The following is a 23,789-nucleotide window of genomic DNA, read 5'->3' as shown; positions in this document are numbered from 1 at the left end:
CGCCAATCAGGTCGAAAAGCACCGCTACATTCCGCCACGCCCTGGACATCAATGGCAACGGCATTCGCAAATTCGCGGAGGTCGATGATGATGACGTTTGACCCGATCGAGACCCGCGCGGTCCAAGCCATCCGTACCGCCGATCATTTCACCGCCACCCTGTTCGTTGGGCGCGGCGAATATCTGGTCGAGCGCCGCGACACCGTTCTCGCGGTGATGCAAGCCGCCAGCGACATTGAACGCGATCCCCGCGCCTGTACCCGGCGCGCGATGATCTACGCCATCGCGGCCGACGGTCACGCCACGCTGCTGACCGCCGCGCTAATCGCAAAACTGCTTTCCCTTCAAACCGTAAAGATGTCCGCTTAACGCCAACAAGCGACACAATAGTTGACATTTTCTAACGAACGCAGGCCAATAGGCGACGTTGCGCCTATGTTTGGCTTGGAATGTCCGTCAACCGAGGCGGCACCCGACGCTCTTAGTCGTCGACCTTTTCGGACGTGATTACGCCGGTTTTCGGATCGGCGTGAAAGTCCATCTTCTGGCCGTTCTTGATGCCTTCGCCTTCCCATTGATCGTCGTCGGCTTCTAGTTTGGTGACCTCCGTATAACCTGACTGAAGAACCTTTTGCTTTACCTGTTCGGCAGGCATCCAGTCCGGTCCCGGCTGATCGGCCTTGGCGAGGTTCAGCGAAACTGCTGAAAGGGCCGCAGTGAAAACAACTGTCGCCAATTTGTTCATTGCTTAGCCTCCTTTTTCTTCGCGGCTTTCCGCTTTGCTTTTAGAATGTCGGCCTGACTGCGATACGCCCGCGCCATGCTCATGTATCGTTGCGAGATCTCGACATCCGTCACGGTCTGGGCAATCCGCTCAGCCTTATCGGCCTGCTTGCGGAGGAATTTGGTCTCTTTCACCATCGTTGGGCCCGACAGAAAGCCCCGCCTGCACATGGCACGCTCAGTCATCCAATTTGCGTGCTGCGCTGAGCACGCGGCCGCTGTCGGGATCCACGTGCACAACGTGCAGCCCGTTCTGCTCGATGTCTACCACGTAAACCACTTGGCCTCCTCTAGACTTAGCCTCGGCGGCGGCAATTATGCCGCCGGGAAACCGTTTCTCAGCAAGTGCAATTGCTTCAGCCATCGTGACCTTGGCTTGATCAACAGCCTCCACTCGTTTCAAATCCTTCGCTGCAACGTTCTTCTGCGTGACCTCGATGACGCTCCCGTTTTGCATATCGACGCTCACCTTGTGCAAGTTGTGCGCGTCGTCTTTTACTAGTTCGATGGAGTAGATGACTTTACCGTCCTTTGTTGTCACCAAATCTGCATCGACCGGTTTTGCTCCAGCGATCTCCTTCTGAGCGACGGAAATCGCATCGGAAAGCAAGACTTTTGCTTCCAGCAGCGCCGCCGTTTCGCGCTTGCTTTTGGCGAGAGCCGGATGGAGCGAGGCGCCTAACGACAGCATAATAAGGAAAATGCTGGTGGTGCTAAGCAGGTACCGCATTGCTTCCTCCTGGATTGCAGAACGGCTCCGCCTCACCATAGCCCGGCCGCCGTCAGGCTGCTACGTCTCTTATGGGTCATATCCGTAAGGCTCGGAATGAGCACATGATTTCTGCTTCTCTTCCAAAACCCGACATGTCGGCTCAAGCTGGAGCGTGGCGGTCGCCGCTGCCGCGCCGCTGTGCCGAGGGGGCCTCGGCCATCGCCTGCTTACCACGCGCAATTCCGCGATACATGCGCGCCCCCCGTCGTTCGATTTCCGAGTAAGGGATTTCCGGGCACGTCAGTCGCGCCCGCGCCGCCGGCTTGAGAAAATAGATATATCGCATCTGGTAACCGTCGAGCGGCACGCCCTGGCCCGACCATGAACCTCCGGTTTTTGCGAAATGCGCCGCGCGGTTCTTTCCGGTCACTTGCGTCATCTTGTGAGTGACCGAGCCGTCGGGCAGTCGCAAAAGACTTTTGTTCAGCTTGATCCCGGTCAAGACGAATCCGGCCGCGCGATAGATCGTGCCGTCGCCGCACTGACATCCATCGGCGAACGAGATCACCCATTCGATGTGCGGATAGTGCTTCCTGATCATCCGCAGCGCGATCGAGAGCGCGCGGCTTTCGCTGTTGCGCGGCAGCGCCTCCGAGAACGCCAGCCGGTTCAATTCGAGAAAGCCGTTCCATGCGGTATCGCGCACCAGCCGTTGGATGTGGCTTTTGTCCATCGACGGGCCGAATGTCATCGCCCCTTCAAGCCTGCCGTTCAAAAAGACGCCGAGCGCGAGGAAAGCATTGTTGACCGTCTTGTGACTGTAATGCAGCCGGATGAAGCGCGTCCGCGTCTTTCTTCGCGATCGGCGCGACACGGATTTCTTTAGCCTGTCCCATGGTTGATCACTGAGTTCGTAGCGAGGCTCCGGAGTGCGGCGGTACCGTCAAGTCGCGGAGGCGCCAATGCTCTGAATTCACTTCAGCTTTGGGGGCATGGCGGATATTGCCAGACTTGCTGCTGGCTCGACCCGGCCGAGAATGATGCTGTGGACGGCGCCCACTCTGCGGCATCGAAGTGCCATAGGGTGGTTGCGTTGAAGCAAACCACTTTGAGGGGAGCCGTCCATGGGCGAGGTTAGCACGATTGGTCTCGATATTGCGAAGTCAGTCTTCCAGGTTCACGGCGCAGATGTTGATGGCGCGGTTGTGATCCGCAAACGTGTGAGCCGCGCCAAGGTGCTGGAGTTCTTCTCGACTTTGCCGGCTTGCGTTGTTGGCATTGAAGCTTGCCCAAGTGCCCATTATTGGAGCCGTGAGCTCCGGGCGCTCGGCCATACGGTGCGGCTGATGCCCCCCAGTTATGTGAAGGCCTATCTCAAGCGCAGTAAGAACGACGCTAATGATGCTGCGGCGATCTGCGAGGCAGTGACACGTCCGTCGATGCGTTTTGTACCGACCAAAAGCGAGCAGCAACAATCAGGCCTGATGCTGCATCGCAGCCGACAGCTACTGGTCCGTCAACGAACGATGCTGTCGAACGCGATCCGTGGTCACCTGGCCGAGCTCGGCATTATCTCGGCAAAGGGGCGCAACGGCACAGCCGAGCTGTTCAAGATCATTGCTGACGAGAAGGATGGTCGGATACCCGCGGCCGCACGGTTCAGCCTCGATGTTCTTGCCGGCCAACACGCCGCGATCACAGCAGAGATCGGAGCTATCGAGAAGCGCATCCATGCCTGGCATCGTTCGAGCGAAGAAAGTCGCCGGCTCGAGCAGATCCCAGGCGTTGGTCCCATCGTCGCCACCGCCCTGGTCTCAGAAGTCGGTGACTGGAAAGAGTTCTCGTCCGGACGAAGCCTGGCGGCCTGGATCGGGCTTGTTCCCAAGCAGCATTCGACCGGCGGCAAGGAACGTTGGGCAGAATTTCAAAGCAGGGAAATCGGTATTTGCGATGGCTGCTCGTCACGGGCGCCATGGCCGTTATCCGATATGCGCGGCAGCATGGCACGCGGCGCCTCTGGCTGGCGCATATTATGGAGCGCCGGCCGATCAAGGTCGCCGCCGTGGCGCTTGCCAATAAGATCGCGCGCATGGCCTGGGCCATGATGGTACGCGGAGAGCAGTTCAAAGAGCCAAGATTGCTGCCAGCAGCATAGACAACAGGAGTTTCAACGATTGGCGAGGGCATGACGACGTAATGCAGATACGGTTGTTCCGGGGATTGGGAGAGCCCGTTTGGGTCAACGCACTTTCAAGTGCATGCGAACGATTGGGACCCGATCCGCGCAGAGCATTAGGGCCAGCGGCCACACCTGCCGCATTAAAAGGCCGGACACGTGACCGCACCCGACCAATGCTGCAAAACGTCAGAAAGTTCTTGCCAGGGCGCCGTCCACACGTGACCCAAAGCGGTCCTTGCGGATCGAATCGGTAGAGAATTTGAGCTCTGTTAACCGATCGTTAATTGCTTAGGTTGAATCCTAATAGGAGCGGATCAGCAACTTCCAGGCTCGGGCGACAAATGGCTGTCGCGTCATTCGGAGAACGCAGATGACTTTGCTGGGCACCGTACGCCAGCCAACTACGTGGGCGTTGGCAGTGAGCCTGTTAGTGTGGAGCGTCAGCCCGACCAGAGCAGAGAACGGTCAGATTGCAGCCGGGATTGCGGGCGGACTGATCGGCGGTGCCTTGATCGGAGGTGCTTTGGCCAGTCGTCCTGTCTACGCGCCGCCACCGCCGCCGGTCTACTATTATCCAGCGCCTGTTGTCGTGGAAGAGCCGATTTGCCGGATCGTGCGCCGAAGCTATTGGGACGGATATGGCTACAGAATACGGGAAGTCCGCTTCTGCGACTGACTCTGCTGCTTCGCGCCAACGAAGTGATTGACATACCTCCTAGTGGCCCCAAGCCGACCAACTTCGTCGCTTGCGGCCGTCTGGTATTAGGGCAGTCAGGACTTCGCATCAGCGATCCTTCGACCGCCGCTTGTGATCCGAAGCTGCCGTCACAACGCTCGCTGGGAAGCGAGCGTTGTGGTCAATCACGTCCATGTGCCCACGTGTGGGAGCCTCACGGCGCAGGTCAGGCCGAAGCTTGATCGCCCATCGCGTCATTTCGCTGCGCTGCGGTTTGGTCGGTATCGGAGCATAGCGGACATCAAGTAAGCCGCACCAGTCAAACTCGATTTATGCCATGCGCCCAAGATAATCGGCGCAGATTGCGGCGAGCGCATTGCCTTGCGGCGATCGATTTGGATTGTTCGGCTCACGTGGTTTGGTCGCCTTGGCTATCGCCCGCTGGACGATCCCGAATTGGTCCCCGTACAGAATAAACGTCGCGTCGCGGAACGGCGACCGATCGCCATCCGGCAATTCCGGCATCTGTTCTAACTCGCCGACCCCGACCGATAGCCGCGATAGCTCGTCCTCGGTTATGCCGGTCAGCGCGATCTCGAAGCCGCCTTCCACGAGGTCGGCCAATTCGGGTCGCAGCATTTCGTCATCCTAATCGCTGGCGTCGGTCAGGCGATTATCGGCGATGACATAGGCGCGCTTCTGCTGATCGGTCCAACCGCGCGCGACGATGACCGGGACTTGCGTAAGTCCGAGCAGCCTGCCGGCGGCTAGGCGCCCGTGACCGGCTAAAACCATGCCGTCATCGGCCGCCAATATCGGCATCGTCCAGCCCCATTGCTGGATCGACGCCGCGATCTGGCGGATTTGCTCGTCCGAGTGCCGGCGCGAATTCCGTTCATAGGGCCGTAATTGGTCAATCGGCAATGTTTCCACGGCCGGTTTATCCGGGAAATCGTCCATCTCTACCCGCCTGTAGGTCTGTTTATGGCCCGGAAAGGCGGGCCCGATCGAGAAACCAAAGGCCGAAAACGGCGCCGCCAAATATCCGAAAGGTCCGGGGTCCCGCGTACCCGCCGGCGCATGCCTACCCCAAAGTACCTACGGCCGGTTCTCGGGCTGGACCGGTAAAATTACTGAATTTTGATTGAACATTTGCGCTGTTCTCCCGCCCTAGAGTCATGGATAGTCAAACGGAGAGACAGGAATTGGAACCGCATCACATCGGAACCGAAACATTCCGAACGTCGGCGAATTAGTGCCTAAGGCTCGGGGCTTCGCAAACCGCGAGGCACGCCATGAACTCTCTTTCGGCGAGCGACGTGTTCCTGACAGTCGCCATTATGAGTGCCACTTTCCTGACTGAAGTTGCTGCTTTCATCCTGATTGGACTGCTCTGAAATGGGTCTTCAGCGCCGAGACCCGCTAAGGCAAATGCCGGCGTGGCTTTAACGGCTACCGTTTGCGCGGTGCATTGGGAACGATTGAGGGTGAGCGCTCCTCCAATTCGCGGAGCCGGTCTAGTTGCTTTTGAAGACTCGCTGGTACTTCGGGCTCTGGTTTCAGCGACTCGCGCAATCTCTCGCCTATCTTTCGAGCGATGGCCCGGCTGTGTTTGTCGTCAATGTCAACGCGCTTACGCACCGCGAAGCCCTCGTCACAATAAAAACGAACGCTCGCCCACAAACCAACGCTCGTCCCTTCCGCATCCTCAATCGAAGCACGGATGGAACCGGAGACCGCCGTTTTTGGCTATCTGCGCGAGCGCTGTTTTGCGACAGCGGGTCTTGGTGACCTTTGGCTACCCGCGACCTGCGCCGTGTTGTCTACCGGCGAGCGGCGGCCTCTTAGTGGCTGAACTGGTCGCGGGAGCTTTCGTTCCCAATCAGGTCTCGAACGCCATCGACGGCAACTCGCCAATAGGCGGAGTTCCCTTTGCGCTACATCAAGAACACGCTTGCTGGTCGCGCTAACCAAGCGGTGAACCGAACAGCCCCGTCGGCTGCTGAGGCTATGGGGCTCGGGCTCCTAGGCACGCCGAGCCCCGCTTCGTGAAGGGACGGCGCGATCCTGGCAACGCCGGGCGGCACGGACGGCAACACGCAATGCCCTTGCTGGAAACGGTGTTACCTCGGTTCACAAAATTAACCGCAGTGCTGGCCGACGGAAGTAGGATCGCGTGTCTCGCTCGAATGCGAATTGGAGAGCGCCATGACGTTACCCATATGCTCCGCCTGCAACGTGGAGCGCAGGCTCACAGCCACTGCACCTATCACCAAGGACCATGACATCCGGTCGTTTGAATGCCCGGTATGCCAAACTATTTTGCGATTGGTGGTACGGCGGGAATCGATGCTGGCGCGAGGGGCCGGGCACGCCTGAGCACCGCCTGCCTAACACCGTACTGGCCCAGATAGAACTCCCACTAGAAACGCCGCATAATCACAGCTTACATGAAGTTATATTTGCGTTCGCCCGGCGGCCTTGATTGGCAGCCGGGCTTTCGCTTGGTGGTCGAAGCTAGATCAATCAGAGCTTCGCGGCCCGTATAGCGAGGGATGTTGCTCAGAGATTGCCCTTCTTCGGCTTTAATCCAAGATCCCGGCACTTTTTGATGACCTCGTCAATCCGGTCTGCGCGGTCCAAAACTTCCGCCGCTTCCTCAACCGAGAGGCCATCCTCGATCGCAGCTTTTAAGGTATCGATTTCCGTCGCCGTCCAATCTTCGTCGCCATCATCCATCACAGGTCCTCCCGCAGGCCCTTGAAGAACGGATGCCGGACTTGCCTTCCTGCTGATTTCGCCGCCATCACTATGCTTCAGTAGCGGGATCGGCCAGCAGTTCCCGGTTGTTGCGGTACTTTTCGACGGACCTACGCAGCCGTCGTTTTTGTTCGGCCCTATCCTGGTGCCTAATGTCAGGAAAGGCAGTCCGGAAGACATGAAAATCGGCATCCGGTGAAAGTTTCTCTTCATTAAGCGCGTACCACCACACCTGGTACACCTGCACGTTGATCGGCAGCTTTTTCTGTATCGTCATGTAGTCCCACCAGCCGACAAATAGCGCGACATCATTCTTGGTGTCGTTGAAACGGCGGAGCAACTCATCGTCATCGCGCGCAAGCTCCTGTCTGTCAGAGAAATGTTTAAACGCGTTCCAGCATTGGTTTCTCAACCTTCGGATCGCCTTGCGGTCCATATCCGGTTGGGTTTTCAGGATGTGCATTGCGAAAGGTTCTTCGCCGTGAGCAGCGGAAAGCCCCTCGACGAGTTCTCCACCCCCGCAGGCCAAGCACTGGACCGAGATCGGGTCTTTATCGCGGATGAAAAGGTCAAGCGCGGTCATCAATAGCGCTCGGGGTTATTTTCGTCAGAGGTTCGTTGCTTGGGGTGTTCATCTCTCGCGACCTTGTGGAGGTTGGAGATGCGCGGCGCGGGCTCACGCGTTTCGCGGTGACAATATTGGCCCCTCAAGTCTTTCAAGCTCAAAGGCGTGCACCTTGCCATCGCTCTCAGCATGCATCATTACCCACAGTTGACGGTGCCTATCAAACAGCTGAATTTGATGGTGGTTGAGCAGGACGGTAATTTTCTTGAACCATGTGTCGATCTCAGAGAAGTCCGGCAATCTCCGGCCTTTCATAAGCTGCTCTATGTTTCCTCTATGGAGAAAGTCGCCGCACTCTCCATATAATCGTTGCAGCTCGCGTTTGGTCAGGTGCGGTTGGTCAACAGGAACGACCTCTACTACCTTGCCAGCTTGATTGCGCACTTGCCGCCCTGGAACGGGGTAAAAGTCGGGGTGGAGGTTACCCAAAGCCTTCATGATTTGGTCGGCATTGTAGGCTTTCGTCAGCCTTTTGCTTGTTGTTTGCGGTACGTCACCGTGCGCGGTCAGGCAGGCCAAAGCGATTAACTCGCAGATCATTCTGAGCTGCAAATACGCAAGTTCGAGAGCGACGTTTTTTGGCACTGGTATGCGGCCCTGAACGATGGTGCGAACAACGTCACCTCGTTTCTTGATCTCCTCCATCAGATCGCAGTACAGACTGAAGCGACGCGGTGGCAGCTTGGAACTTGTCATTACATTTCAATCATGCTGCGGTCCGATCTTCCTTGTCAGCCCCACGCGCCACAATCTTCAACGTGTCATCCTGCAATGGTCGCTGCAACGCCTTTGCCTCATCCCATAGCGCGCCTCCAAACATCGCGCTCTTCATCGGTCATCTGGATCACTGGCATCGCCTTCGGATGGATCGGCTCGGGCCAGACGAACGCCAGCGATCAAGTGCGCTGCAAGCGATAGCCGTCCTGCGGGACACGCCTGTGTTTCTCCCAATCAGGAATGAGCAGCTTGTCGTCAGCCCGCAGTCTCGCGACGATCTTGTTCACATCAACTTTGCTTACAGTGTGCAGGGCAAGCACCTGAGGCCACAATTGACCGTACCGAATCGCATTGGGCTGTGTTGGTGTTCGTTCCAGAATGGTCCGAGCAGCCGCGTCACGCTCCAAGCGCAGATCAACAAGCTGACGATCCGGTGCCATCTCGTGAAGAGACTGAAAAATCTCGCCTTGGCCGCTGGTCGCCTCTGCGCGCTTTATCTTTACGGCCGCGCGTGTGCGCGATTGCTCTTCAAGGGCAGGAATCTGACATGCTCTGAATGTTTCGATGCCTTTTGCGCTTCGCGTGCCGTAAAACAGGCAATACAGGGTGCGATCCTTGTCCGGGCGTAACACGACGGTCTCGGCAACGTATCTATAGCTGCCGACGTGGCCGAGGTTATCGCGGAACGCGTTTAGCAAAATCTCTTTGCGATGTTCAGGTGAAAGTCCGCCTCGACGTTCTCCCGCGAGGGTGGCTCGCTAATTTCCGAGCGGGATCAATTCATTCAGTCCCGCAACCACCTTCGGCTCATTAATGCTCGCAGCGCGGTTGATGAAGTCGAACATGAAATTGAAGATCACTTCGGAATTGGGGCGGGCGAGCAGCGGCCTAAGTGTCTCCAGCGGAACGCGCCAGCCTTTTGGATCGATCAAGAAGAACGTGAACGCGCTCGGAGGGATTTCCGCCAGGATCGTCGGAACCACATTGAGGAAGTCTGCACAATGGGTCTTGATCGTCACGTCCGGATATCTCGCGGGCACTTGCGCCAATCGAGTGTGAGCCGTTTTGTCTCGCTCGACCAGAAATGCGGACATTCTTACGTCACGATCATTCTGCTTCCATGTAGCCTTGGCGCGTCGCAAGGCGTTCAACGGCAACGCCGAATGATGTATCCTCGAACCTTTCGTTGGCGCTTTGCCAAGGTCCCGCAAATCCATCCACATACGCCACTTCGTTGTAACTGCTCGCAACTTTGTGGACCAATCGTTCGAGATAGCTCTCAAGAAGGACGTGCTTTACGTACGCCTGCTCACGGTCGGCATAGTCAGCGAGGGAAACCATGTCACTCTGCCGCCACTGAGTACGCCGGTCTGATCTCAGGGAATTGACTCCACTCCCGACCGTCGAGTTTCCGACCGCCCGATTTGGGTCGTAACCCGCCCCACTGTTTGAAGAAGAAGGCCACCTTATGGTCGCGGCACTGATCCCGCACCTCACGCACCCACTCACGCTCCATGGGTCGCGCGCCGGGACCGCTTTCCCCGCCGACGATCACCCAGTCGATTCCGGTGAGATCGAGGATCCCGACGGGGCCGATCAAAGGCTCGATCGAAAGAAAGCGGACGCCCGCCGGAGCATCCTGCAAATGACGGATGCGGCTCTTCTTGGTGCCGTCCTCGACAGAGACGCCGAACCACATGTGGGACGGACCTCGGCTCTGGCCGTAGCGTCGGCGCAGGAAATTGCGCATCAGCGAGGACCGCTTTGTGAGTATCTGGAACGTGTGCCAGTGCGCGCGCTCCATCGTCTCAAACACGCTACCAATGAACGCGTTCGGTACCTCCTTGTGGAACAAATCGCTCATTGAGTTGACAAAAATCATCCGGGGACTTCGCCACCCGAGCGGCTGCTGGAGCCGTTCGGGCCTCAATGTCAGATCAAAGCCGTTCTCGAACGGGTGTCCGGGCGTCCCTCGGAAACGCTCGGAAAACCGTTCCGCATAGCAGTGATCACAGCCTGCACTGATCTTTGTGCAGCCAGTGACGGGATTCCACGTGGCATCCGTCCATTCGATAGTGGTGCTGTTAGCCATTTGCGACTCCAGAGCGCAACAGACGAATCATACACGTATCTTCGAGACAACGGGTTAATTTAGCGCTGCTCGGCGCGAATAGGCAAACCCGCCGGACGGCTCCGGCGGGTTCGATTGGCCGAGAATTTGTTGAGACGATCAGGCAGCCATACGCACCTCAACCTGTTGCGTTTCGCCGCCGATGATCCGCCGCAGTTCGGCCGCGACGCCGTCGAGCACGGCGCGCTTCTCCTTCATGCGCCCGCTGTGAACGTAGACCCGGCCAGTGACGCTGGGCACCATGGCCTCGTTCTTCTTCACCACGGCATGGTCGAGGCACTTGGCAATGGCGGCATCATCAAAACCGAGGTCGCCAGCCAAAGTCGCCGCTGTCCGGCGCAGGTCGTGCGGCGTGAACGGCCTGAGGCCGAGCAGCGCGCAGATGCCGGGCGTTTTCACCTTGCCCTTGACCTTCGTGCCGCGCAGGGCGGTTGCCATGACCTTTCGGTTCATCGGCATATCGCCCAGCGGGCTTGCGAACACGAACTGCTTGTTGCTGCCGCGCAGGGCCTCCTTGACGATCTCCACCGCCAGATCGGAAAGCGGCTGCTGGATTACCCGCCGCTTCTTGACGCGCTTGAGCGGGACGTCGAAGCGTGGATTTTCGCCGTCGAGGTCGAACAGTTCGTCTTGGTGCGCGCCGAGCAGTTCAGCCGACCGCAACATGGTGACCAACTCAAATTTGAGCGCGAGCCTCGTTCGGCGATCCCACGGCAGGTCGTCACGATCGAGGCCGTGCCAGAAAATCCTGATCTCGTCCTCGGAAAGGATGCGCGTGCGCGGATGCTCCGGGTCAAGCTTCGGCAGGTTGACACAAGGGCTGGCGGTTACATAGTCGCGGCCTGCCTCTGCCGCCCAGTTGAACAATCCCGAGACCGCCTTGCGCATATGCCGCGCATTGCTGACCGAGGGAACCCCGAACTCACCCGCAACGATATCGTTCGAGAGCGTCGCAATGTCGTGCTTGGTGACTTCGCTCGGCAGCTTTTTGCCGAGCCGTGGGCTAACCAAGCGCCGCAAGTGGCTGGCGGTATTGTCCCAGCTTTCCAGCCGGGGGCGCATTTCCCCGTCCGGCTTGCGAACCGGCGTCTTCATCCACTCGATCCGTTCCTCGATGATCTCATCGACAGTCTTGCCCTGTTTTGCCTTCTGCGCCTTCTGTTGCCGCAAACTCTCTGCCACGTTCTCGCCGTTGCCGATCCGGGTTTTCAGGGCATAGACCTCGGTGCGGGCCTGCTCGACCGCGAAAGTCTCGGGGTTATAGACGCCCAGCCATTTGGACCGTTGCCTGCCAGTGGTCCGGTCGGTGAACTTAAAGAAGAACGTCGCGACGCCGGCCGGGATGATGCTGACGTAGAGGCCGGGACATTTGCGGTCGTAAATCTTGACCCGCTTGGGGACCCGCTTTTCGCAGAGGCGGTCGGTCAGGATGACGCTGCCATTGCGCGCGCGCTTGCCAGCGGGTTCGGTGGTGATGGTAGTATCCATTTCGGTTTCGGCTCCTAAGGGTTGAGACCAAAGGGGCTCGGCTTTGGGGCTTTCAGTTCGTTGTGAGGGCACTGAAAGGCTTAGGGCCGGGCCCTAGATTTGGCGAAACCCGCAGAAACAGCCCGCAACAGGCTAGTCGAAAAGCGCTTGTTTTAAAGGGTTTTCTTAGTTTCGGCGTGTTTCACCGAATGCCAAAATATAGACGTGTGGTCCTGGCACCCGTGGCTGGTGTTAAGCCGGCGGAGGTTTTTGCGAGACCCGACCGGGTTTCCGATACCTTCAATCCGCCGGCGATGGAGGCAAAAGGAATTCGTCTCCAGGGAGAGCGCGGCATAAGCCGTCAAACCATCGCGCAGGGAATGCCGGGCTGCTCCGGCTGTACCTGTATGCTCGTGTGCGCATTCTTGAGTGTATCTTGCACACGAGACCGCGGGTGCAGCAAAGCACCCGGCATTCCCTGCGCCCTCTCGTTTTGAGGGTGGGAAATCGGATGCAAGCCTCGGGCGGGTCACGTCGCGAGAACGCCGACATGCATTCAGTTGTCGTCACTCGCGAAAGCGGGTGACCAGTATTCCAGAGACAGCAGTGATTGAACCGATAGGCCGCAGCGTACTGGATACCCCGCCTTCGCGCTAGCAGATGCACACATTGCCGGCTGCGACGGAATGACTCGATGTCTTGATTTGGCCTTCCGCAGCGACGGTCTGCTGTGATTCTGTATCTGGCACTTCGATTCCATTGAGGTGCCAAGATGTTGAACGAACAATTCAGGCTTGGTCGGTTCGGGGATGGCCGTCTCGATAAAGGGGGGCGGCTCTGCTCGAAGGGATGGTCACGCGCGCCAGCTCGTGCTTGCGTCGAGCGGCGGATGGTGATCGGGCCAAGATAGTCCGATACGGCCGATTTCTCGCCAATGAGAACGTGAGCTTGGAAGCACTGCTCGCAGGCTGGGGCGAACAGACGGCGGTTGCGGCGGCCGGCCGGCACGTGCTGGCGATCCAGGATACAAGCGAGATCAACTTTAGGACCCAACCCGAGCGTCGGCGCGGGCTGGGTGAGATCGGCAAAGGGAACAGCCACGGCTTGCTGTTGCATGCGATGGCCGCCGTGGATGCCGCCAGTGACGCCTGTCTGGGGCTGGTAGGCGGGAAGATTTGGACGCGCCAGGGCCGGGTTACGGTGCCGCACGATCAGCGGCCACTGGAGCAGAAGGAGTCGGAACGTTGGATCAGCACGGCCCATCGAGCCAAGCAGGTGCTCTCTGCGGCCACGATGGTCACGGTGATCGACGATCGCGAGGGCGACATCTATGCCAAATGGGCGAGCGTATCGGCCTCAAACTTCCATCTGTTGACGCGGAGCATGCATGATCGCGTGCTGGCCGACGGTGCAAGCATGTATGCCACCGCCAGCAGTTGGCCCGTCGTCGACACTGCCACCATCGACGTTGTGGCGCGTGCCGATCGGCCCGCCCGACAGGCCAAGCTGGTGCTGCGGTTCGGTCGGGTCACCCTCAGAAGGCCGCAGAACGCGTCTGCCGACTTACCGCGGACAGTCGAACTCGCTTTGGTCGAGGTCGTTGAAGTCGATCCGCCAGCGGGCGTCGAGCCGCTGCACTGGTACCTGCTGACGACCCATGACGTGAACGATGTCGCGTCTGCCTGGCAGATCGTCAACTGGTACAAAAAGCGTTGGATTATCGAGCAGCTGTTCCGCCTGATCAAAACGCAGGGGCTGCAACTCGAAGACAGCCGGATCGAAACCGCCGATCGGCTGCTCAAGCTCACCGCGATCGCCGCCAAGGCTGCCGTCGTGATCCTGCAACTGGTTCAGGCTCGCGACGGACGCAGCGCCGAACCTGCCAGCAACGCGTTCAACAAAGAGCAGATCAAGCTGCTCGCCGCACTGGCCACCAAGTACGAAGGCAGAACCAAACTCCAAAGCAATCCACATCGCCCGCAAACCTTGGCTTGGGCCTCATGGATCATTGCTCGCCTCGGCGGATGGGATGGATACCCTCGCACCAAACCCGGCCCCATCACCATGAGGCATGGCCTCCAATACTTCTTGGGCGTGGCTTCCGCCTGGGAGACCCTCAAAGATGTGTGAATCAGCTAGCGCCTTCGCGGGGTATGACAATCGTTGTGGCGCTTCGCTATTTCACCGTCATTGCGAGCGAAGCGAGGCAATCCATCTCACGGATTCGCTCGCAAGGGCGTGGAGAAGGCGCGTCATACTGGATATGCCGCCCTCGCGGCGTACGGCGGTCCAAAGTTTTGGATGTCGAAACGCCCTGCTACCCCTGCGGCGCCACCGAAATCCTTGCGCAGTCGCGGCGGCCCATCAGGACGCAGTCCTGGGTCTTGCGGAGATCGGCGATGCTCACGGCGAGCCAGATGCCGATCGCGGTCAGGGCCACGGTGAATGCGAGCGCTGCGATGTTGGCGAGCATGCGATGACGAAAGTCGTCAACCTCATCGCGCGGCCGTTCGTAACGGGACAGATCGTTCGCCGTTTGCGGGCCCTTGACTTGACGAGTGGCTTGGCTAGGTTCTTCCCGCCCGCCCGGCGGGTGCGCCGAGGTACGCGGCCGGAACTTGAGCACGACGTGCTCATCGTCCGTGGTAATGGGCCGCTGGGTTTTCACTGCGTTCGTCCGACGAAAAGTCCTGCTGCCGTTTTAGCACGGCGGCAGCGCTTCCAACATGAAATCTTGCCAACTGCAGGACAGCCATCCATCTCCGCAACGTCTGATGGAACCGTAACGACGCTGGGCTCAGTCCTGTTTCGGCAGCCGTCCCATCATGTAAAATTCGTCATTCGGGCGCATCGCGGTGACGTTCGCGAGCCGGTTCGACAGCGCGAAGAAGGCCGAAATGGCCGCGATGTCCCAGATGTCGTCCTCGGAAAAACCGTGGCTTGCGACCTCGGCAAAATCGGCCTCGGAGACTTCATTGGCCGCCCGGCTTACCTTCATGGCGAAGTCGAGCATGGCGCGCTGCCGCGGTGTGATGTCGGCCTTGCGGTAGTTGACCGCGATCTGGTCGGCGATCACGGGGTTTTTCGCCCGGATGCGCAGGATCGCGCCGTGGGCGATCACGCAGTAATGGCACTGATTGGCGGCGGACGTCGCCACCACGATCATTTCGCGCTCGGCCTTGGTCAGCCCGCTGTCCTTCTCCATCAACGCGTCATGATAGGCAAAGAAGGCGCGAAACTCGTCGGGCCGGTAGGCCAGCGTCAGGAACACGTTCGGCACGAAGCCGGACTTCTCCTGCACCGCGAGAATTCGCGTGCGGATATCCTCCGGCAGCTTGTCGATAGCGGGCGGCTGAAATCGCTTGGCGGCAGGCTTGGTCATGAAAGGGTTCCAGCTGATGGCCGCGGGATGCGGCGCTGCCGGAATCATATAGCGTTTTGCGACGAAGTGGATAGCGCCGCGCGCGCAGAAATCGCGCGAAGCTGTTGCGCCTCAGCGCAGCGGCTTTTTAAGCAGCGAGAAGCGGTCGGGATCGAGCCCCATCGAGGGCTGCAGCATCGGCGCTTCGACCGGCGTCATGACGCGGGCGGCGGGGCGATCGCTGATCGAGGGGTCGTTCGGCACGTCGCGGTGCGAGGTGGCGCCGCGCCAGCGTTCCAGCACGGCGGAGACGAAATGCATGTCGTGGCCGGCGGAAACCGACGGCACTGTCGCAATGGTAGCTTCGCTGCGCGGCAATTGATGGACCGGAACCTCCTTGAAGCGCAACCGCGTCGGCAGCGCCACGCCTTCGCCGAAGGCCAGCACTTCGCGGGTGCCGAGCGAGGGCACGAACGACAACAGGTTGGCGGCGGCGTCCGAGACGGCCGAGCGCAGCAGCGCCTGGTCACGGTCGTTGGCAAGGCGCATCGCAAACAGCGTATTGCACTGGGAAATGATGGTGGCGTCGAGTTCGGCCGGGCGCTGGGTGACGAGGCCGAGATAGACGCCGTATTTGCGCCCCTCTTTGGCAATGCGCGAGACCGCCTTGCGCGTCGGGCCGAAGCCGATGTTGCGGTCGGCGGAAGCGTAACGGTGCGCTTCCTCGCACACGAACAGCAGCGGCGACACGCCGTCGCTCCACAGGCCGAAATCGAACGCCATGCGGCACAGCACCGACACGACGGAATCAACGACTTCGGCGGGGAAGCCGGCGAGCTGCATGATGGTCATCGGCCGGCCGTTGGCAGGCAGCCGGAACAGATGGCTGATGACTTCCGCCATGGTGTCGCCGCCGACATTGGCGTTGTCGAACATGAAGGCGTAGCGCGGATCGTTGCGTACGGTCTCGATGCGCGAGATCAGCTTGTGATAGATGATGCGCGAGGAGCGGTTCTCCAGCTTGCCCATCCGCTCGTCGATCAGCGAGATCAGGTCGACGAGGCGATACGGCACCGGCGTATCGACGGTGTAGCCGACCGACTTGGGATCCATGCGCTTGAGTCCGAGCCGGTCGGAGTTCTGATACTGGGTATAGATGCCCTTCGCCATCGGAATGACTTCGGCGAGGACGTCGAGCTCTTCCGGCACGCCCGGGCGGCCGCCGAACAGCACGTCGACGATCTCTTCGAAATTGAACAGCCAGAAGGGCAGTTTCAAATTGCGCGGGTTCATTACCAGCGCGCGGTCACCGAAGCAGCGGCCATATTCGTTGTGCACGTCGAGCAGGAAAATCCGCAGGTTCGGCCGCGCCTTGAGAATCTCGTTGAGCAGCAACGACACGCTGGTCGATTTGCCGACGCCGGTGGAACCGAGGACCGCGAAGTGCTTGGAGAGCATCTCCTCGACGTCGACATAGGCGATCACCGAGCGGTCCTGCTGCAAGGTGCCGACATTGATCTGGTCCGACCCGCTCGGCGCATAGACGGTGCGAAGGTCCTGGGCGGTGACGAGGTCGACGGCGTCGCCGATCGTCGGATAATTGGTGACGCCGCGTTGGAATTTAGGGCGGTCGCCGCCGAGAATTTCGCCGAGCAGGTCGACCGATGCGGTCGCGATGTATTCATCAGAACTTGGCTGATTCTCGCACGACACCTCGGTAATCATCGCGATGATGGTGGTAGATGTCGCACAGCGAATACTGATGAAGCGGCCGACGGTGGCGCGCACTTCGGAAAGGGGCATCTGGCCCGTTGCCAGAAGTCCGACCCGGGCGAGGGAGCCGCGCACGGAAATCACACGTCCGAAGGATGTCACGGTGTTGAACCTGGATCTCATGAATTGGGGTCTGGCCAGCATTATGGGCGCCCCCGACTAGAGAAACGGTTAAACCGGCGTGGTTCCGTATCAGCTAAATCTGCGGCATCTCGGTCAGGATTCGTATTTGCAGCGAAACTTCGCCAGTGCCGTCGAGTGCCTGTCGCGCTGGAAAATAAGGGCTTTCTTGCATTTCCGACCCGGCGCGACGCCGGCTGCGGATTAATCATTCATTTACCACTTCGAACGGGAGGAGCCTCCCGATGACCTCCTCTCGGTAACCTCCCATTCCAGATTGCGGATCGGACCCGGGTCGTGTGCAGGGTAAGAGATTGCTAACTGCAAGTTGTAACGGGCCTTCCTCAGTGCTGCGCCAATATCGCCAACGCGCGATCGGAAAGCCAAGTTCCGTTTTGGAGTCCGACCGCACGCCAACTTTTCATCTGGCGCATGCCGCTCGCCAAATCGGGGCATCTTGGCGGGGCATGCGCGCGGGGAGGCATCTGGGGTGGACATCGACGGCGGCCCGCAAACGTCGAGCGGTTCGGCCGGACCTGCGCAAAGGGCCGGAGCGATCACGCGGCTTGCAGTATGCTGCGCTCTGCTCGCAGCGGCCGTTATCGGCGGCATCGCGACCTCCGGATGGGGCCTGCGCGAACGCGTCCTGCTGGCGCTCGTCGCCGTTCTGGCCGTCGTTGCCGGACTGTTGCTGCGGCGCGACCGACTGACTGATCAGCGGCTGGTGGCCGAGCGGCGCCAGCTCTCGATCGCCGTGAACAATATCCCGCAGGGCCTTGTTCTGTATGATGCATCCGCACGGATCATCATTTGCAACCAGCCCTATCTCGATATGTTCGGATTGTCGCCCGACGTGGCGAAGCCCGGCTGCACGATGCAGCGGCTGATCGCCCACCGGAAGGAAACCGGATCCTTCGATGGCGACGTCGATGAATTCTGCAACGCGATCATCCAGAAAGTGTCGCTCGGCAAGGCCACGCGTCAACTTACGGAAGCACCGGGCGGCCGGGCGATCGAGATCATCAACAGGCCGCTGAAGGGCGGCGGATGGGTGGCTACGATCGAAGACATCACCGAGCGCCAGCGTGCGGAAGAAAAGATAGCGCATCTGGCGCACTACGACGGTCTGACAGACCTGCCGAACCGGATCCTGTTCCGCGAGCGGCTGGAACGTTCGCTCACAGCGATCCGGCCAGGCGAGCAATTGGCGGTGCTCTATATCGACATCGACGAATTCAAGAGCGTCAACGACGCGCTCGGCCATCGGATCGGCGATGAGCTGCTCAAAGGCGTCGCCGATCGCCTGCGCGGTTGCTTGAGGGAAACCGACGTGGCGGCCCGGCTCGGCGGCGACGAGTTCGCCGTCATTCAAATGCCTATCAAGGATCGCTCGGAAACCACTCGGCTCGTTGATGAAATCTATTCGGCGATCAGGCAGCCCTTTGAATGCATGGGGCACCTGATCACCACCGATGCCAGCATCGGCATAGCGCTTGCCCCCGGCGACGGGGTGGACCTCGACCATCTGTTGAGGAATGCAGACCTGGCGCTCTACGGCGCCAAGGGCGACGGACGGCGAACCCATCGATTCTTTGAGGCCGGCATGGATCAGCGCGCCAAGACGCGGCGAAGCCTGGAACTCGAGCTGCGCCAGGCGATCAACGACGGCAGCCTCGAAACCTACTATCAGCCGGTGGTCAACATCGAGGACGGCAAGATCTCATCCTGCGAGGCGCTGTTGCGGTGGCGGCACCCCGAACGCGGTATGATCTCGCCGGCGGAATTCATCCCGATCGCGGAAGACAGCGGTCTGATCAATCAGCTCGGACCATGGGTGCTCAATGCCGCCTGCGCCGAGGCCGCTACCTGGCCGGACCATGTCCGCGTCGCCGTCAACGTCTCGCCGGTGCAGTTCAGGAGCCAATCGTTGGCGTTGAACGTAGCCGCGGCGCTCGCCGCGTGCGGCCTTCCTGCGGGCAGGCTGGAGCTCGAAATCACCGCTCATTCGCGACGACGAGGCGGCGCTCGATATGCTGCACCAGTTGCGCAAGCTGGGTATCCGGATCGCGCTGGACGATTTCGGCACCGGCTACTCCTCGCTCAGTTACCTGCAGCGCTTTCCATTCGACAAGATCAAGATCGATCGCTCCTTCATCAGGGATATCGCAGGCCCCGGCGCATCCTCGTCCATCATCCAGGCGGTAGTGAACATCGCAGCCGCCAGCGACATGACGACGACAGCGGAGGGTGTCGAAACCGAGCAGCAACGGAACTTGCTGTACATCCTCGGCTGCACCGAGATGCAGGGCTATTTGTTCAGCCCCGCGATATCGGCCGCCGAGGTGCGGCGGCTGTTGCTCTCGCACCGCGCCAGGGCCATGTCGGCTGCTTGAAACGCGGTTGCTTGAAACGCAGGGCTCGGCTTGCTATCCAGTTCTTCATAACAAAAAACAGGGCAGGGTGGACCGCGATGAATCGCGACAACGCACTTTGAGCGAGCCGGCGCAATCCTCCGCGCTCGCACCATTCCGCGTCAGGAACTACCGTTTTCAGTGGCCGGCTGATCTGCTCACCTCGTGGGCGTTCGAGATGGAAACGCTGATTCTCGGCTGGTACGTGCTGGTCGAGACCGGATCGGTCCTGCTGCTTACTCTGTTCGCCTCACTCGGCTATGTCGGTACGTTGGTAGCGCCGATGTTCGGCGTCGTCGGCGACCGCATCGGTCATCGCGATCTGCTGGCGATGATGCGCGCGACCTACGCGATACTGGCGGCCGTGCTGATGACCTTGGCGCTGTCGGGCCACCTCGCGCCGATTTTCGTTTTTGTCATCGCGGCCGTGATGGGCATCGTCCGCCCATCGGATCTTGGCGTGCGCGGCGCGTTAGTTGCGACCATCATGCCGCATGGCCAGTTGATTGGGGCAATCAGCATCTCGCGCACCACGATGGATACCGCGCGCATCGCCGGCGCGCTGAGCGGTGCCGGCTTGTTTGCCTCGCTCGGCATGGGCCCGGCCTATGTGGCGATCGTCGCCCTCTATATTATCGCGACCGCGCTGACGCTGTGCATCGTCGCGCCGGCAAAGCCGGATGCGGCGGGCGAGGCTTCTCGCGGGGCATTGCAGCACTCGCCGCTGCGCGATCTCAAGGAGGGGGTCGCCTATGTCTGGACCACGCCGCGGATGCAGGCCGCGCTCTGGGTGGCGTTCCTCGCCAACTTGACGGCCTATCCGCTTTCCAACGGCCTGCTGCCCTATATCGCCAAGACGATTTACGGCACCAACCAGACCGGGCTCGGCTATCTGTCGGCAAGTTTTGCGATCGGCTCGCTGGCCGGCTCGATCGTATTGAGCCTGATCCGCGACATCCGGGTGGCGCGGCTGATGATCGGCGCGACCGTCGTCTGGTACGCGACCTTGCTGGTGTTTGCGCAGATGCAGACGGTGCCGACCGCGATCGTGTGTCTGGTGGTAGCAGGCTTTTCGCAAAGCCTCGCCATGATTTCGATCGCCGTCATCCTGATGCGGACCGCGAGCGAGAATTTTCGCGGCCGGGTGATGGGCGTGCGCATGATGGTGATCTACGGCCTGCCGATCGGCCTGTTGGCCGCCGGCAGCCTGATCGACGAGATCGGATTTGCGGCGACCGGCACACTCTACGCGGCTGCCGGTCTCGCGCTAATGCTCGCGATCGTGCTGCACTGGCGCGCCGATCTCTGGCACGTGCATGCACCGGCGAATGCGCGGTGATCTGATCGCGCAACGCCGGCTCGCAGTCCTTATTGCACCTTGATATTCGCCTCTTTCAGCACCGGCTCCCACTTCGCAGCTTCGGCGCGCATGAAGGCGTCGAAATCCTTGGGCGAATTGCCGACCGGCGTGGCGCCCATCTTTTCCAGCGCGGTGAGCACCACCGGATCCTTCAGGGCGGCAGCAAGGTCGGCGTGGATCTTGGCGACTAGGTCAGGCGCCATGCCGGCCGGACCGAGAAAACCCCACCAGACCGAGGCGTCATAGCCGGGCAGGCCGGCTTCCGCGACCGTTGGAACATCGGGCAACACCTTCGAGCGCTGGGCCGTTGTCACGGCAAGAGCGCGCACCGCATTGCCTTCGAGTTGGCCGACCACCTCGGGCAGCGGGTTGACGCTCATGGGAATCTCACCTGCGATCACGGCCGTGAGGGCAGGTGCGCCGCCTTTGTAGGGGATCGCCTGGATTTTCACCTTCGCCATGTGGTTGAGGAGTTCACCGGCCAGATGCGCCGAGGTGCCGTTGCCGGACATGCCGTACGACAATGCCTCAGGCTTTGCACGCGCTGTCGCCAGTAACTCCTGCAAATTCTTCACTGGGTTGGTTTTGGACACCACGATTGCGAGCGGCGAGTAGGCGATCTCGCTGATGGCGGTGAAGTCCTTGAAGGTGTCGTAGGGCAGCTTTGGATAGAAGAACTGGTTCAGCGGATGGCCGCTGGCGACCAGGATCAGCGTGTAGCCGTCCGGCGCCGATTGCGTGAGCGCCTGCGAGGCGATGATTCCGCCAGCGCCCGGCCGATTTTCGATGACGGGCTGCTGCCGCCAGGTCTTCGACAGCGATTGCCCGAGCGTGCGCGCCAGCACGTCGACGGCGCCGCCGGCAGCATAGGGCACCAGGATGCGCACGGGCCGGGTCGGGAACTGCTCCGAGGAGGCGTGTGTGGCCGCCAGCGAAAGCGTGGCGGCTGCGAATACGGTGCGCAGGATCTTGCTGAAAACGGACATGCGGGCGCCTTCCTCTGGAATAGGGTTTTTGTTGACTAGACCTGATATTTTGTACAAACGTACAAAACTCGAGAACGGAAAGCAAATGCCATGACGCGAAACCCGAACATGCGGGAAGCCATCCTGAGCGCGGCCGAGCTGTTGTTCTCGACGCGCGGCTTCAATGCCGTCTCGATCCGCGACATTGCGCTGGAGGCGGGCGCCAACCCCGGCAGCATCACCTATCACTTCAAGAGCAAGGACGGCTTGCTGCTCGAAATCTACAAGCGCCACTGCGGGCCGATGAACAAGCGCCGCATCGAATTGCTGGTGGCGGCACGGCGCGTGCGCGACGTTCAGGACCGGCTGGAGGCGATTGTGCGCGCCTATGTGCAGCCCGCGTTTTCGTCGAGCAGCGATCTTGCCGGCGGTGGGGCGCGGTTCACGCGGCTGCGCGCGGTGATGTCGGCCGAAGGCAACGCCGTGGTGGGCCGAATCATCGCGGAAATCTTCGACGACACCACCAACGCATTCATCGATGCCATCGCGGAAAGCCTGCCGCATCTGCCGCGGACGACGATCGTGTGGCGGTCGCAATTCCTGCTCGGCGCGCTCTATTACACCCTCGTCAATCCGGAGCGGGTGACGCGGCTCTCCCGCCGCGAAGCCGACGGCGCCGATATGGCGGAAGCGATCGAGCAACTCGTCTCGGCGACGGTCGCCTCGTTGCAGGCGCCCGACATCAATCACATCGACGGCGCGTCACGCCGGACCAAGCCAATACAACCGCATGCGGTGGGTACCGCTCGAAAGCGGAAAGAAAATCCACCCGACTAGATACCTGCCCGAACCGAGCACCGCAGAAGGCACCATGGACAAGCCGACCATCCCCGGACCCGATCCCAATACACGAACGCCGAAATTCAAGCTTCCGGAGCTGGCGTGTGACGCGCATACCCATATCTTCGGCCCCGGCGACAAATACCCTTACGCGCCCGGTCGGCCCTATACGCCGCCCGACGCGCCGCTGGAGGATTTCCGGGGGCTGCACAGGAAGCTCGGGATCGGTCGCGCCGTCATCGTCAATGCCAGCGTGCACGGTATCGATAACCGCGTGGCGCTCGACGCGATCGCTGTCAGCAACGGCACCTTTCGCGCCGTCGCCAATATCGACGACACCATCACCGAGCGCGGCCTTCGCGACTTGCATGAGGGCGGTTTCCGCGGCTGCCGCTTCAATTTCGTGCGGCATCTCGGCGGGGTGCCCGACATGGCGGCGTTCCACCGTATCGTCGCGATGGTCGCGCCGCTCGGCTGGCACATCGACCTGCATTTCGACGCGATAGATCTGCCCGAATATGCCGAGACGCTGGCAAAATTGCCGGTGCGCTACACCATCGATCATATGGGCCGTGTGAAGGCGTCCGACGGTCTCGACCAGCTTCCGTTCCGGACGCTGATCGACCTGATGAAGCGGGACGAGAAATGCTGGGTCAAGGTGTGCGGCTGCGAGCGGGTATCGTCCGGCGGGCCGCCATTCCACGACGCGGTGCCGTTCGCGCGGCATATTGTCGAGACGGCGCCGGACCGCGTGATCTGGGGAACCGACTGGCCGCACCCCAATGTGAAGGTGATGCCCAACGACGGCGATCTGGTCGATCTCATTCCGCTGTTTGCACCGGAGCCGGAACTGCAGCAGAAGATTCTGGTCGATAATCCGGCGCGGCTGTTCGAGTTCTGAAGGAGCGC

At 60.4% G+C, this 23,789-nt stretch carries 24 protein-coding genes and 3 pseudogenes; 8 read left to right on the top strand and 19 right to left on the bottom strand.

The features are described from left to right. The first annotated feature begins 87 nt into the window (after window positions 1-87). On the top strand, window positions 88-369 hold the full coding sequence (locus tag RX328_RS29630) for a hypothetical protein (RefSeq protein ID WP_213257250.1): 282 nt from the start codon (window positions 88-90) through the stop codon (window positions 367-369). 112 nt (window positions 370-481) lie between these two features. Here the strand turns inward: RX328_RS29630 and RX328_RS29625 are convergent, their stop codons facing one another. The 4 genes from RX328_RS29625 to RX328_RS29610 all read right to left on the bottom strand — a co-directional run bounded on the left by RX328_RS29625 (window position 482) and on the right by RX328_RS29610 (window position 2,369). After that, window positions 482-745 (bottom strand): PepSY domain-containing protein, encoded by a 264-nt coding sequence (locus RX328_RS29625; protein ID WP_213257248.1) that lies wholly within the window; start codon window positions 743-745, stop codon window positions 482-484. Continuing rightward, complete coding sequence (locus tag RX328_RS29620; RefSeq protein ID WP_249727321.1) at window positions 742-969, bottom strand: hypothetical protein; 228 nt, start codon at window positions 967-969, stop codon at window positions 742-744. The genes RX328_RS29625 and RX328_RS29620 overlap by 4 nt, the downstream gene beginning before the upstream one ends. Next, window positions 962-1,513 carry a PepSY domain-containing protein gene (locus tag RX328_RS29615; RefSeq protein WP_213257246.1) on the bottom strand — a complete coding sequence of 184 codons (552 nt, stop codon included), beginning with the start codon at window positions 1,511-1,513 and terminating at the stop codon, window positions 962-964. Before RX328_RS29615 ends, RX328_RS29620 begins: the two co-directional genes overlap by 8 nt. A gap of 142 nt (window positions 1,514-1,655) precedes the next feature. Continuing rightward, a complete protein-coding gene (locus tag RX328_RS29610) occupies window positions 1,656-2,369 on the bottom strand; it encodes a hypothetical protein (protein ID WP_213257244.1) in 714 nt (237 codons plus the stop codon). A gap of 250 nt (window positions 2,370-2,619) precedes the next feature. Here RX328_RS29610 and RX328_RS29605 point away from each other — a divergent pair. Continuing rightward, window positions 2,620-3,650, top strand: a pseudogene (locus tag RX328_RS29605) (IS110 family transposase). Between the two features lie 394 nt (window positions 3,651-4,044). Further along, window positions 4,045-4,350, top strand: coding sequence for a hypothetical protein (locus RX328_RS29600; protein WP_249727327.1), 306 nt, complete (start codon window positions 4,045-4,047; stop codon window positions 4,348-4,350). Window positions 4,351-4,680: 330 nt separating this feature from the next. Here RX328_RS29600 and RX328_RS29595 read toward each other — a convergent pair whose 3' ends face one another. The 11 genes and pseudogenes from RX328_RS29595 to RX328_RS29545 form a co-directional block, all read right to left on the bottom strand. Continuing rightward, window positions 4,681-4,989 carry a hypothetical protein gene (locus RX328_RS29595; RefSeq protein WP_213257283.1) on the bottom strand — a complete coding sequence of 103 codons (309 nt, stop codon included), beginning with the start codon at window positions 4,987-4,989 and terminating at the stop codon, window positions 4,681-4,683. A 9-nt stretch (window positions 4,990-4,998) separates the two neighbouring features. Beyond that, window positions 4,999-5,310, bottom strand: a complete 312-nt coding sequence (locus tag RX328_RS29590) for a ParB/Srx family N-terminal domain-containing protein (protein WP_213257285.1) — start codon at window positions 5,308-5,310, stop codon at window positions 4,999-5,001. A 1,602-nt stretch (window positions 5,311-6,912) separates the two neighbouring features. Beyond that, window positions 6,913-7,089, bottom strand: a complete 177-nt coding sequence (locus tag RX328_RS29585; RefSeq protein WP_213257287.1) for a hypothetical protein — start codon at window positions 7,087-7,089, stop codon at window positions 6,913-6,915. Window positions 7,090-7,159: 70 nt separating this feature from the next. Next, window positions 7,160-7,693, bottom strand: a complete 534-nt coding sequence (locus tag RX328_RS29580) for a hypothetical protein (protein WP_213257289.1) — start codon at window positions 7,691-7,693, stop codon at window positions 7,160-7,162. A 93-nt stretch (window positions 7,694-7,786) separates the two neighbouring features. After that, complete coding sequence (locus tag RX328_RS29575; RefSeq protein WP_213257291.1) at window positions 7,787-8,431, bottom strand: hypothetical protein; 645 nt, start codon at window positions 8,429-8,431, stop codon at window positions 7,787-7,789. A 10-nt stretch (window positions 8,432-8,441) separates the two neighbouring features. Further along, a pseudogene (locus RX328_RS29570) lies at window positions 8,442-8,610 on the bottom strand (SOS response-associated peptidase); the annotation flags it as partial. Between the two features lie 21 nt (window positions 8,611-8,631). Continuing rightward, entirely contained in the window at window positions 8,632-9,084 is a 453-nt protein-coding gene (locus RX328_RS29565; RefSeq protein WP_213257293.1) for a hypothetical protein, read from the bottom strand. 126 nt (window positions 9,085-9,210) lie between these two features. Next, window positions 9,211-9,546 (bottom strand): three-Cys-motif partner protein TcmP, encoded by a 336-nt coding sequence (gene tcmP, locus RX328_RS29560; RefSeq protein WP_317258528.1) that lies wholly within the window; start codon window positions 9,544-9,546, stop codon window positions 9,211-9,213. A gap of 13 nt (window positions 9,547-9,559) precedes the next feature. After that, a complete protein-coding gene (locus RX328_RS29555; RefSeq protein ID WP_317258527.1) occupies window positions 9,560-9,793 on the bottom strand; it encodes a hypothetical protein in 234 nt (77 codons plus the stop codon). Between the two features lies 1 nt (window position 9,794). Next, window positions 9,795-10,544, bottom strand: coding sequence for a DUF5131 family protein (locus tag RX328_RS29550; RefSeq protein WP_213257298.1), 750 nt, complete (start codon window positions 10,542-10,544; stop codon window positions 9,795-9,797). A 138-nt stretch (window positions 10,545-10,682) separates the two neighbouring features. Then, window positions 10,683-12,071 (bottom strand): tyrosine-type recombinase/integrase, encoded by a 1,389-nt coding sequence (locus tag RX328_RS29545; RefSeq protein ID WP_213257300.1) that lies wholly within the window; start codon window positions 12,069-12,071, stop codon window positions 10,683-10,685. Between the two features lie 921 nt (window positions 12,072-12,992). Between RX328_RS29545 and RX328_RS29540 the strand changes: the two genes are divergently transcribed. Beyond that, window positions 12,993-14,180 carry an IS4 family transposase gene (locus RX328_RS29540; RefSeq protein WP_317258526.1) on the top strand — a complete coding sequence of 396 codons (1,188 nt, stop codon included), beginning with the start codon at window positions 12,993-12,995 and terminating at the stop codon, window positions 14,178-14,180. 187 nt (window positions 14,181-14,367) lie between these two features. Here the strand turns inward: RX328_RS29540 and RX328_RS29535 are convergent, their stop codons facing one another. From RX328_RS29535 to RX328_RS29525, 3 genes are all read right to left on the bottom strand, one after another. Next, window positions 14,368-14,718 (bottom strand): hypothetical protein, encoded by a 351-nt coding sequence (locus tag RX328_RS29535; RefSeq protein ID WP_213256179.1) that lies wholly within the window; start codon window positions 14,716-14,718, stop codon window positions 14,368-14,370. A 129-nt stretch (window positions 14,719-14,847) separates the two neighbouring features. After that, window positions 14,848-15,432 (bottom strand): peroxidase-related enzyme, encoded by a 585-nt coding sequence (locus RX328_RS29530; protein ID WP_213256181.1) that lies wholly within the window; start codon window positions 15,430-15,432, stop codon window positions 14,848-14,850. A 111-nt stretch (window positions 15,433-15,543) separates the two neighbouring features. After that, entirely contained in the window at window positions 15,544-17,307 is a 1,764-nt protein-coding gene (locus RX328_RS29525) for an ATP-binding protein (RefSeq protein ID WP_213256183.1), read from the bottom strand. Between the two features lie 487 nt (window positions 17,308-17,794). Between RX328_RS29525 and RX328_RS29520 the strand changes: the two are divergent. Then, window positions 17,795-19,697: pseudogene (locus tag RX328_RS29520) on the top strand (putative bifunctional diguanylate cyclase/phosphodiesterase). Window positions 19,698-19,794: 97 nt separating this feature from the next. Continuing rightward, the gene (locus RX328_RS29515; protein WP_213256237.1) at window positions 19,795-21,054 is read left to right on the top strand and encodes an MFS transporter; all 1,260 of its coding nucleotides are present in this window, start codon (window positions 19,795-19,797) and stop codon (window positions 21,052-21,054) included. 29 nt (window positions 21,055-21,083) lie between these two features. On the opposite strand, the gene RX328_RS29510 is transcribed toward RX328_RS29515, so the two are convergent. Next, window positions 21,084-22,061, bottom strand: coding sequence for a tripartite tricarboxylate transporter substrate binding protein (locus tag RX328_RS29510; protein WP_213256185.1), 978 nt, complete (start codon window positions 22,059-22,061; stop codon window positions 21,084-21,086). Window positions 22,062-22,151: 90 nt separating this feature from the next. On the opposite strand from RX328_RS29510, the gene RX328_RS29505 reads away from it, so the two are divergent. Both RX328_RS29505 and RX328_RS29500 read left to right on the top strand, forming a co-directional pair. Beyond that, window positions 22,152-22,877 carry a TetR/AcrR family transcriptional regulator gene (locus tag RX328_RS29505; RefSeq protein ID WP_213256193.1) on the top strand — a complete coding sequence of 242 codons (726 nt, stop codon included), beginning with the start codon at window positions 22,152-22,154 and terminating at the stop codon, window positions 22,875-22,877. Between the two features lie 34 nt (window positions 22,878-22,911). Continuing rightward, window positions 22,912-23,781, top strand: a complete 870-nt coding sequence (locus RX328_RS29500; protein WP_213256195.1) for an amidohydrolase family protein — start codon at window positions 22,912-22,914, stop codon at window positions 23,779-23,781. Window positions 23,782-23,789: the final 8 nt, after the last annotated feature.

This window comes from Bradyrhizobium sp. sBnM-33 (assembly GCF_032917945.1).
Taxonomy (GTDB): Bacteria; Pseudomonadota; Alphaproteobacteria; order Rhizobiales; family Xanthobacteraceae; genus Bradyrhizobium.
This window is presented reverse-complemented; position numbering and strand designations above follow the sequence as displayed.

What these genes read in the sequence shown, in the direction of transcription:
- tcmP (WP_317258528.1), bottom strand. Translation starts at nt 9,546, where the DNA reads ATGTCCGCATTTCTGGTCGAGCGAGACAAAACGGCTCACACTCGATTG.
- RX328_RS29575 (WP_213257291.1), bottom strand. Translation starts at nt 8,431, where the DNA reads ATGACAAGTTCCAAGCTGCCACCGCGTCGCTTCAGTCTGTACTGCGAT.
- RX328_RS29600 (WP_249727327.1), top strand. Translation starts at nt 4,045, where the DNA reads ATGACTTTGCTGGGCACCGTACGCCAGCCAACTACGTGGGCGTTGGCA.
- RX328_RS29530 (WP_213256181.1), bottom strand. Translation starts at nt 15,432, where the DNA reads ATGACCAAGCCTGCCGCCAAGCGATTTCAGCCGCCCGCTATCGACAAG.
- RX328_RS29585 (WP_213257287.1), bottom strand. Translation starts at nt 7,089, where the DNA reads ATGGATGATGGCGACGAAGATTGGACGGCGACGGAAATCGATACCTTA.
- RX328_RS29630 (WP_213257250.1), top strand. Translation starts at nt 88, where the DNA reads ATGATGACGTTTGACCCGATCGAGACCCGCGCGGTCCAAGCCATCCGT.
- RX328_RS29505 (WP_213256193.1), top strand. Translation starts at nt 22,152, where the DNA reads ATGACGCGAAACCCGAACATGCGGGAAGCCATCCTGAGCGCGGCCGAG.
- RX328_RS29500 (WP_213256195.1), top strand. Translation starts at nt 22,912, where the DNA reads ATGGACAAGCCGACCATCCCCGGACCCGATCCCAATACACGAACGCCG.
- RX328_RS29555 (WP_317258527.1), bottom strand. Translation starts at nt 9,793, where the DNA reads ATGGTTTCCCTCGCTGACTATGCCGACCGTGAGCAGGCGTACGTAAAG.
- RX328_RS29615 (WP_213257246.1), bottom strand. Translation starts at nt 1,513, where the DNA reads ATGCGGTACCTGCTTAGCACCACCAGCATTTTCCTTATTATGCTGTCG.
- RX328_RS29620 (WP_249727321.1), bottom strand. Translation starts at nt 969, where the DNA reads ATGACTGAGCGTGCCATGTGCAGGCGGGGCTTTCTGTCGGGCCCAACG.
- RX328_RS29595 (WP_213257283.1), bottom strand. Translation starts at nt 4,989, where the DNA reads ATGCTGCGACCCGAATTGGCCGACCTCGTGGAAGGCGGCTTCGAGATC.
- RX328_RS29590 (WP_213257285.1), bottom strand. Translation starts at nt 5,310, where the DNA reads ATGGACGATTTCCCGGATAAACCGGCCGTGGAAACATTGCCGATTGAC.
- RX328_RS29625 (WP_213257248.1), bottom strand. Translation starts at nt 745, where the DNA reads ATGAACAAATTGGCGACAGTTGTTTTCACTGCGGCCCTTTCAGCAGTT.
- RX328_RS29580 (WP_213257289.1), bottom strand. Translation starts at nt 7,693, where the DNA reads ATGACCGCGCTTGACCTTTTCATCCGCGATAAAGACCCGATCTCGGTC.
- RX328_RS29510 (WP_213256185.1), bottom strand. Translation starts at nt 22,061, where the DNA reads ATGTCCGTTTTCAGCAAGATCCTGCGCACCGTATTCGCAGCCGCCACG.
- RX328_RS29550 (WP_213257298.1), bottom strand. Translation starts at nt 10,544, where the DNA reads ATGGCTAACAGCACCACTATCGAATGGACGGATGCCACGTGGAATCCC.
- RX328_RS29545 (WP_213257300.1), bottom strand. Translation starts at nt 12,071, where the DNA reads ATGGATACTACCATCACCACCGAACCCGCTGGCAAGCGCGCGCGCAAT.
- RX328_RS29525 (WP_213256183.1), bottom strand. Translation starts at nt 17,307, where the DNA reads ATGAGATCCAGGTTCAACACCGTGACATCCTTCGGACGTGTGATTTCC.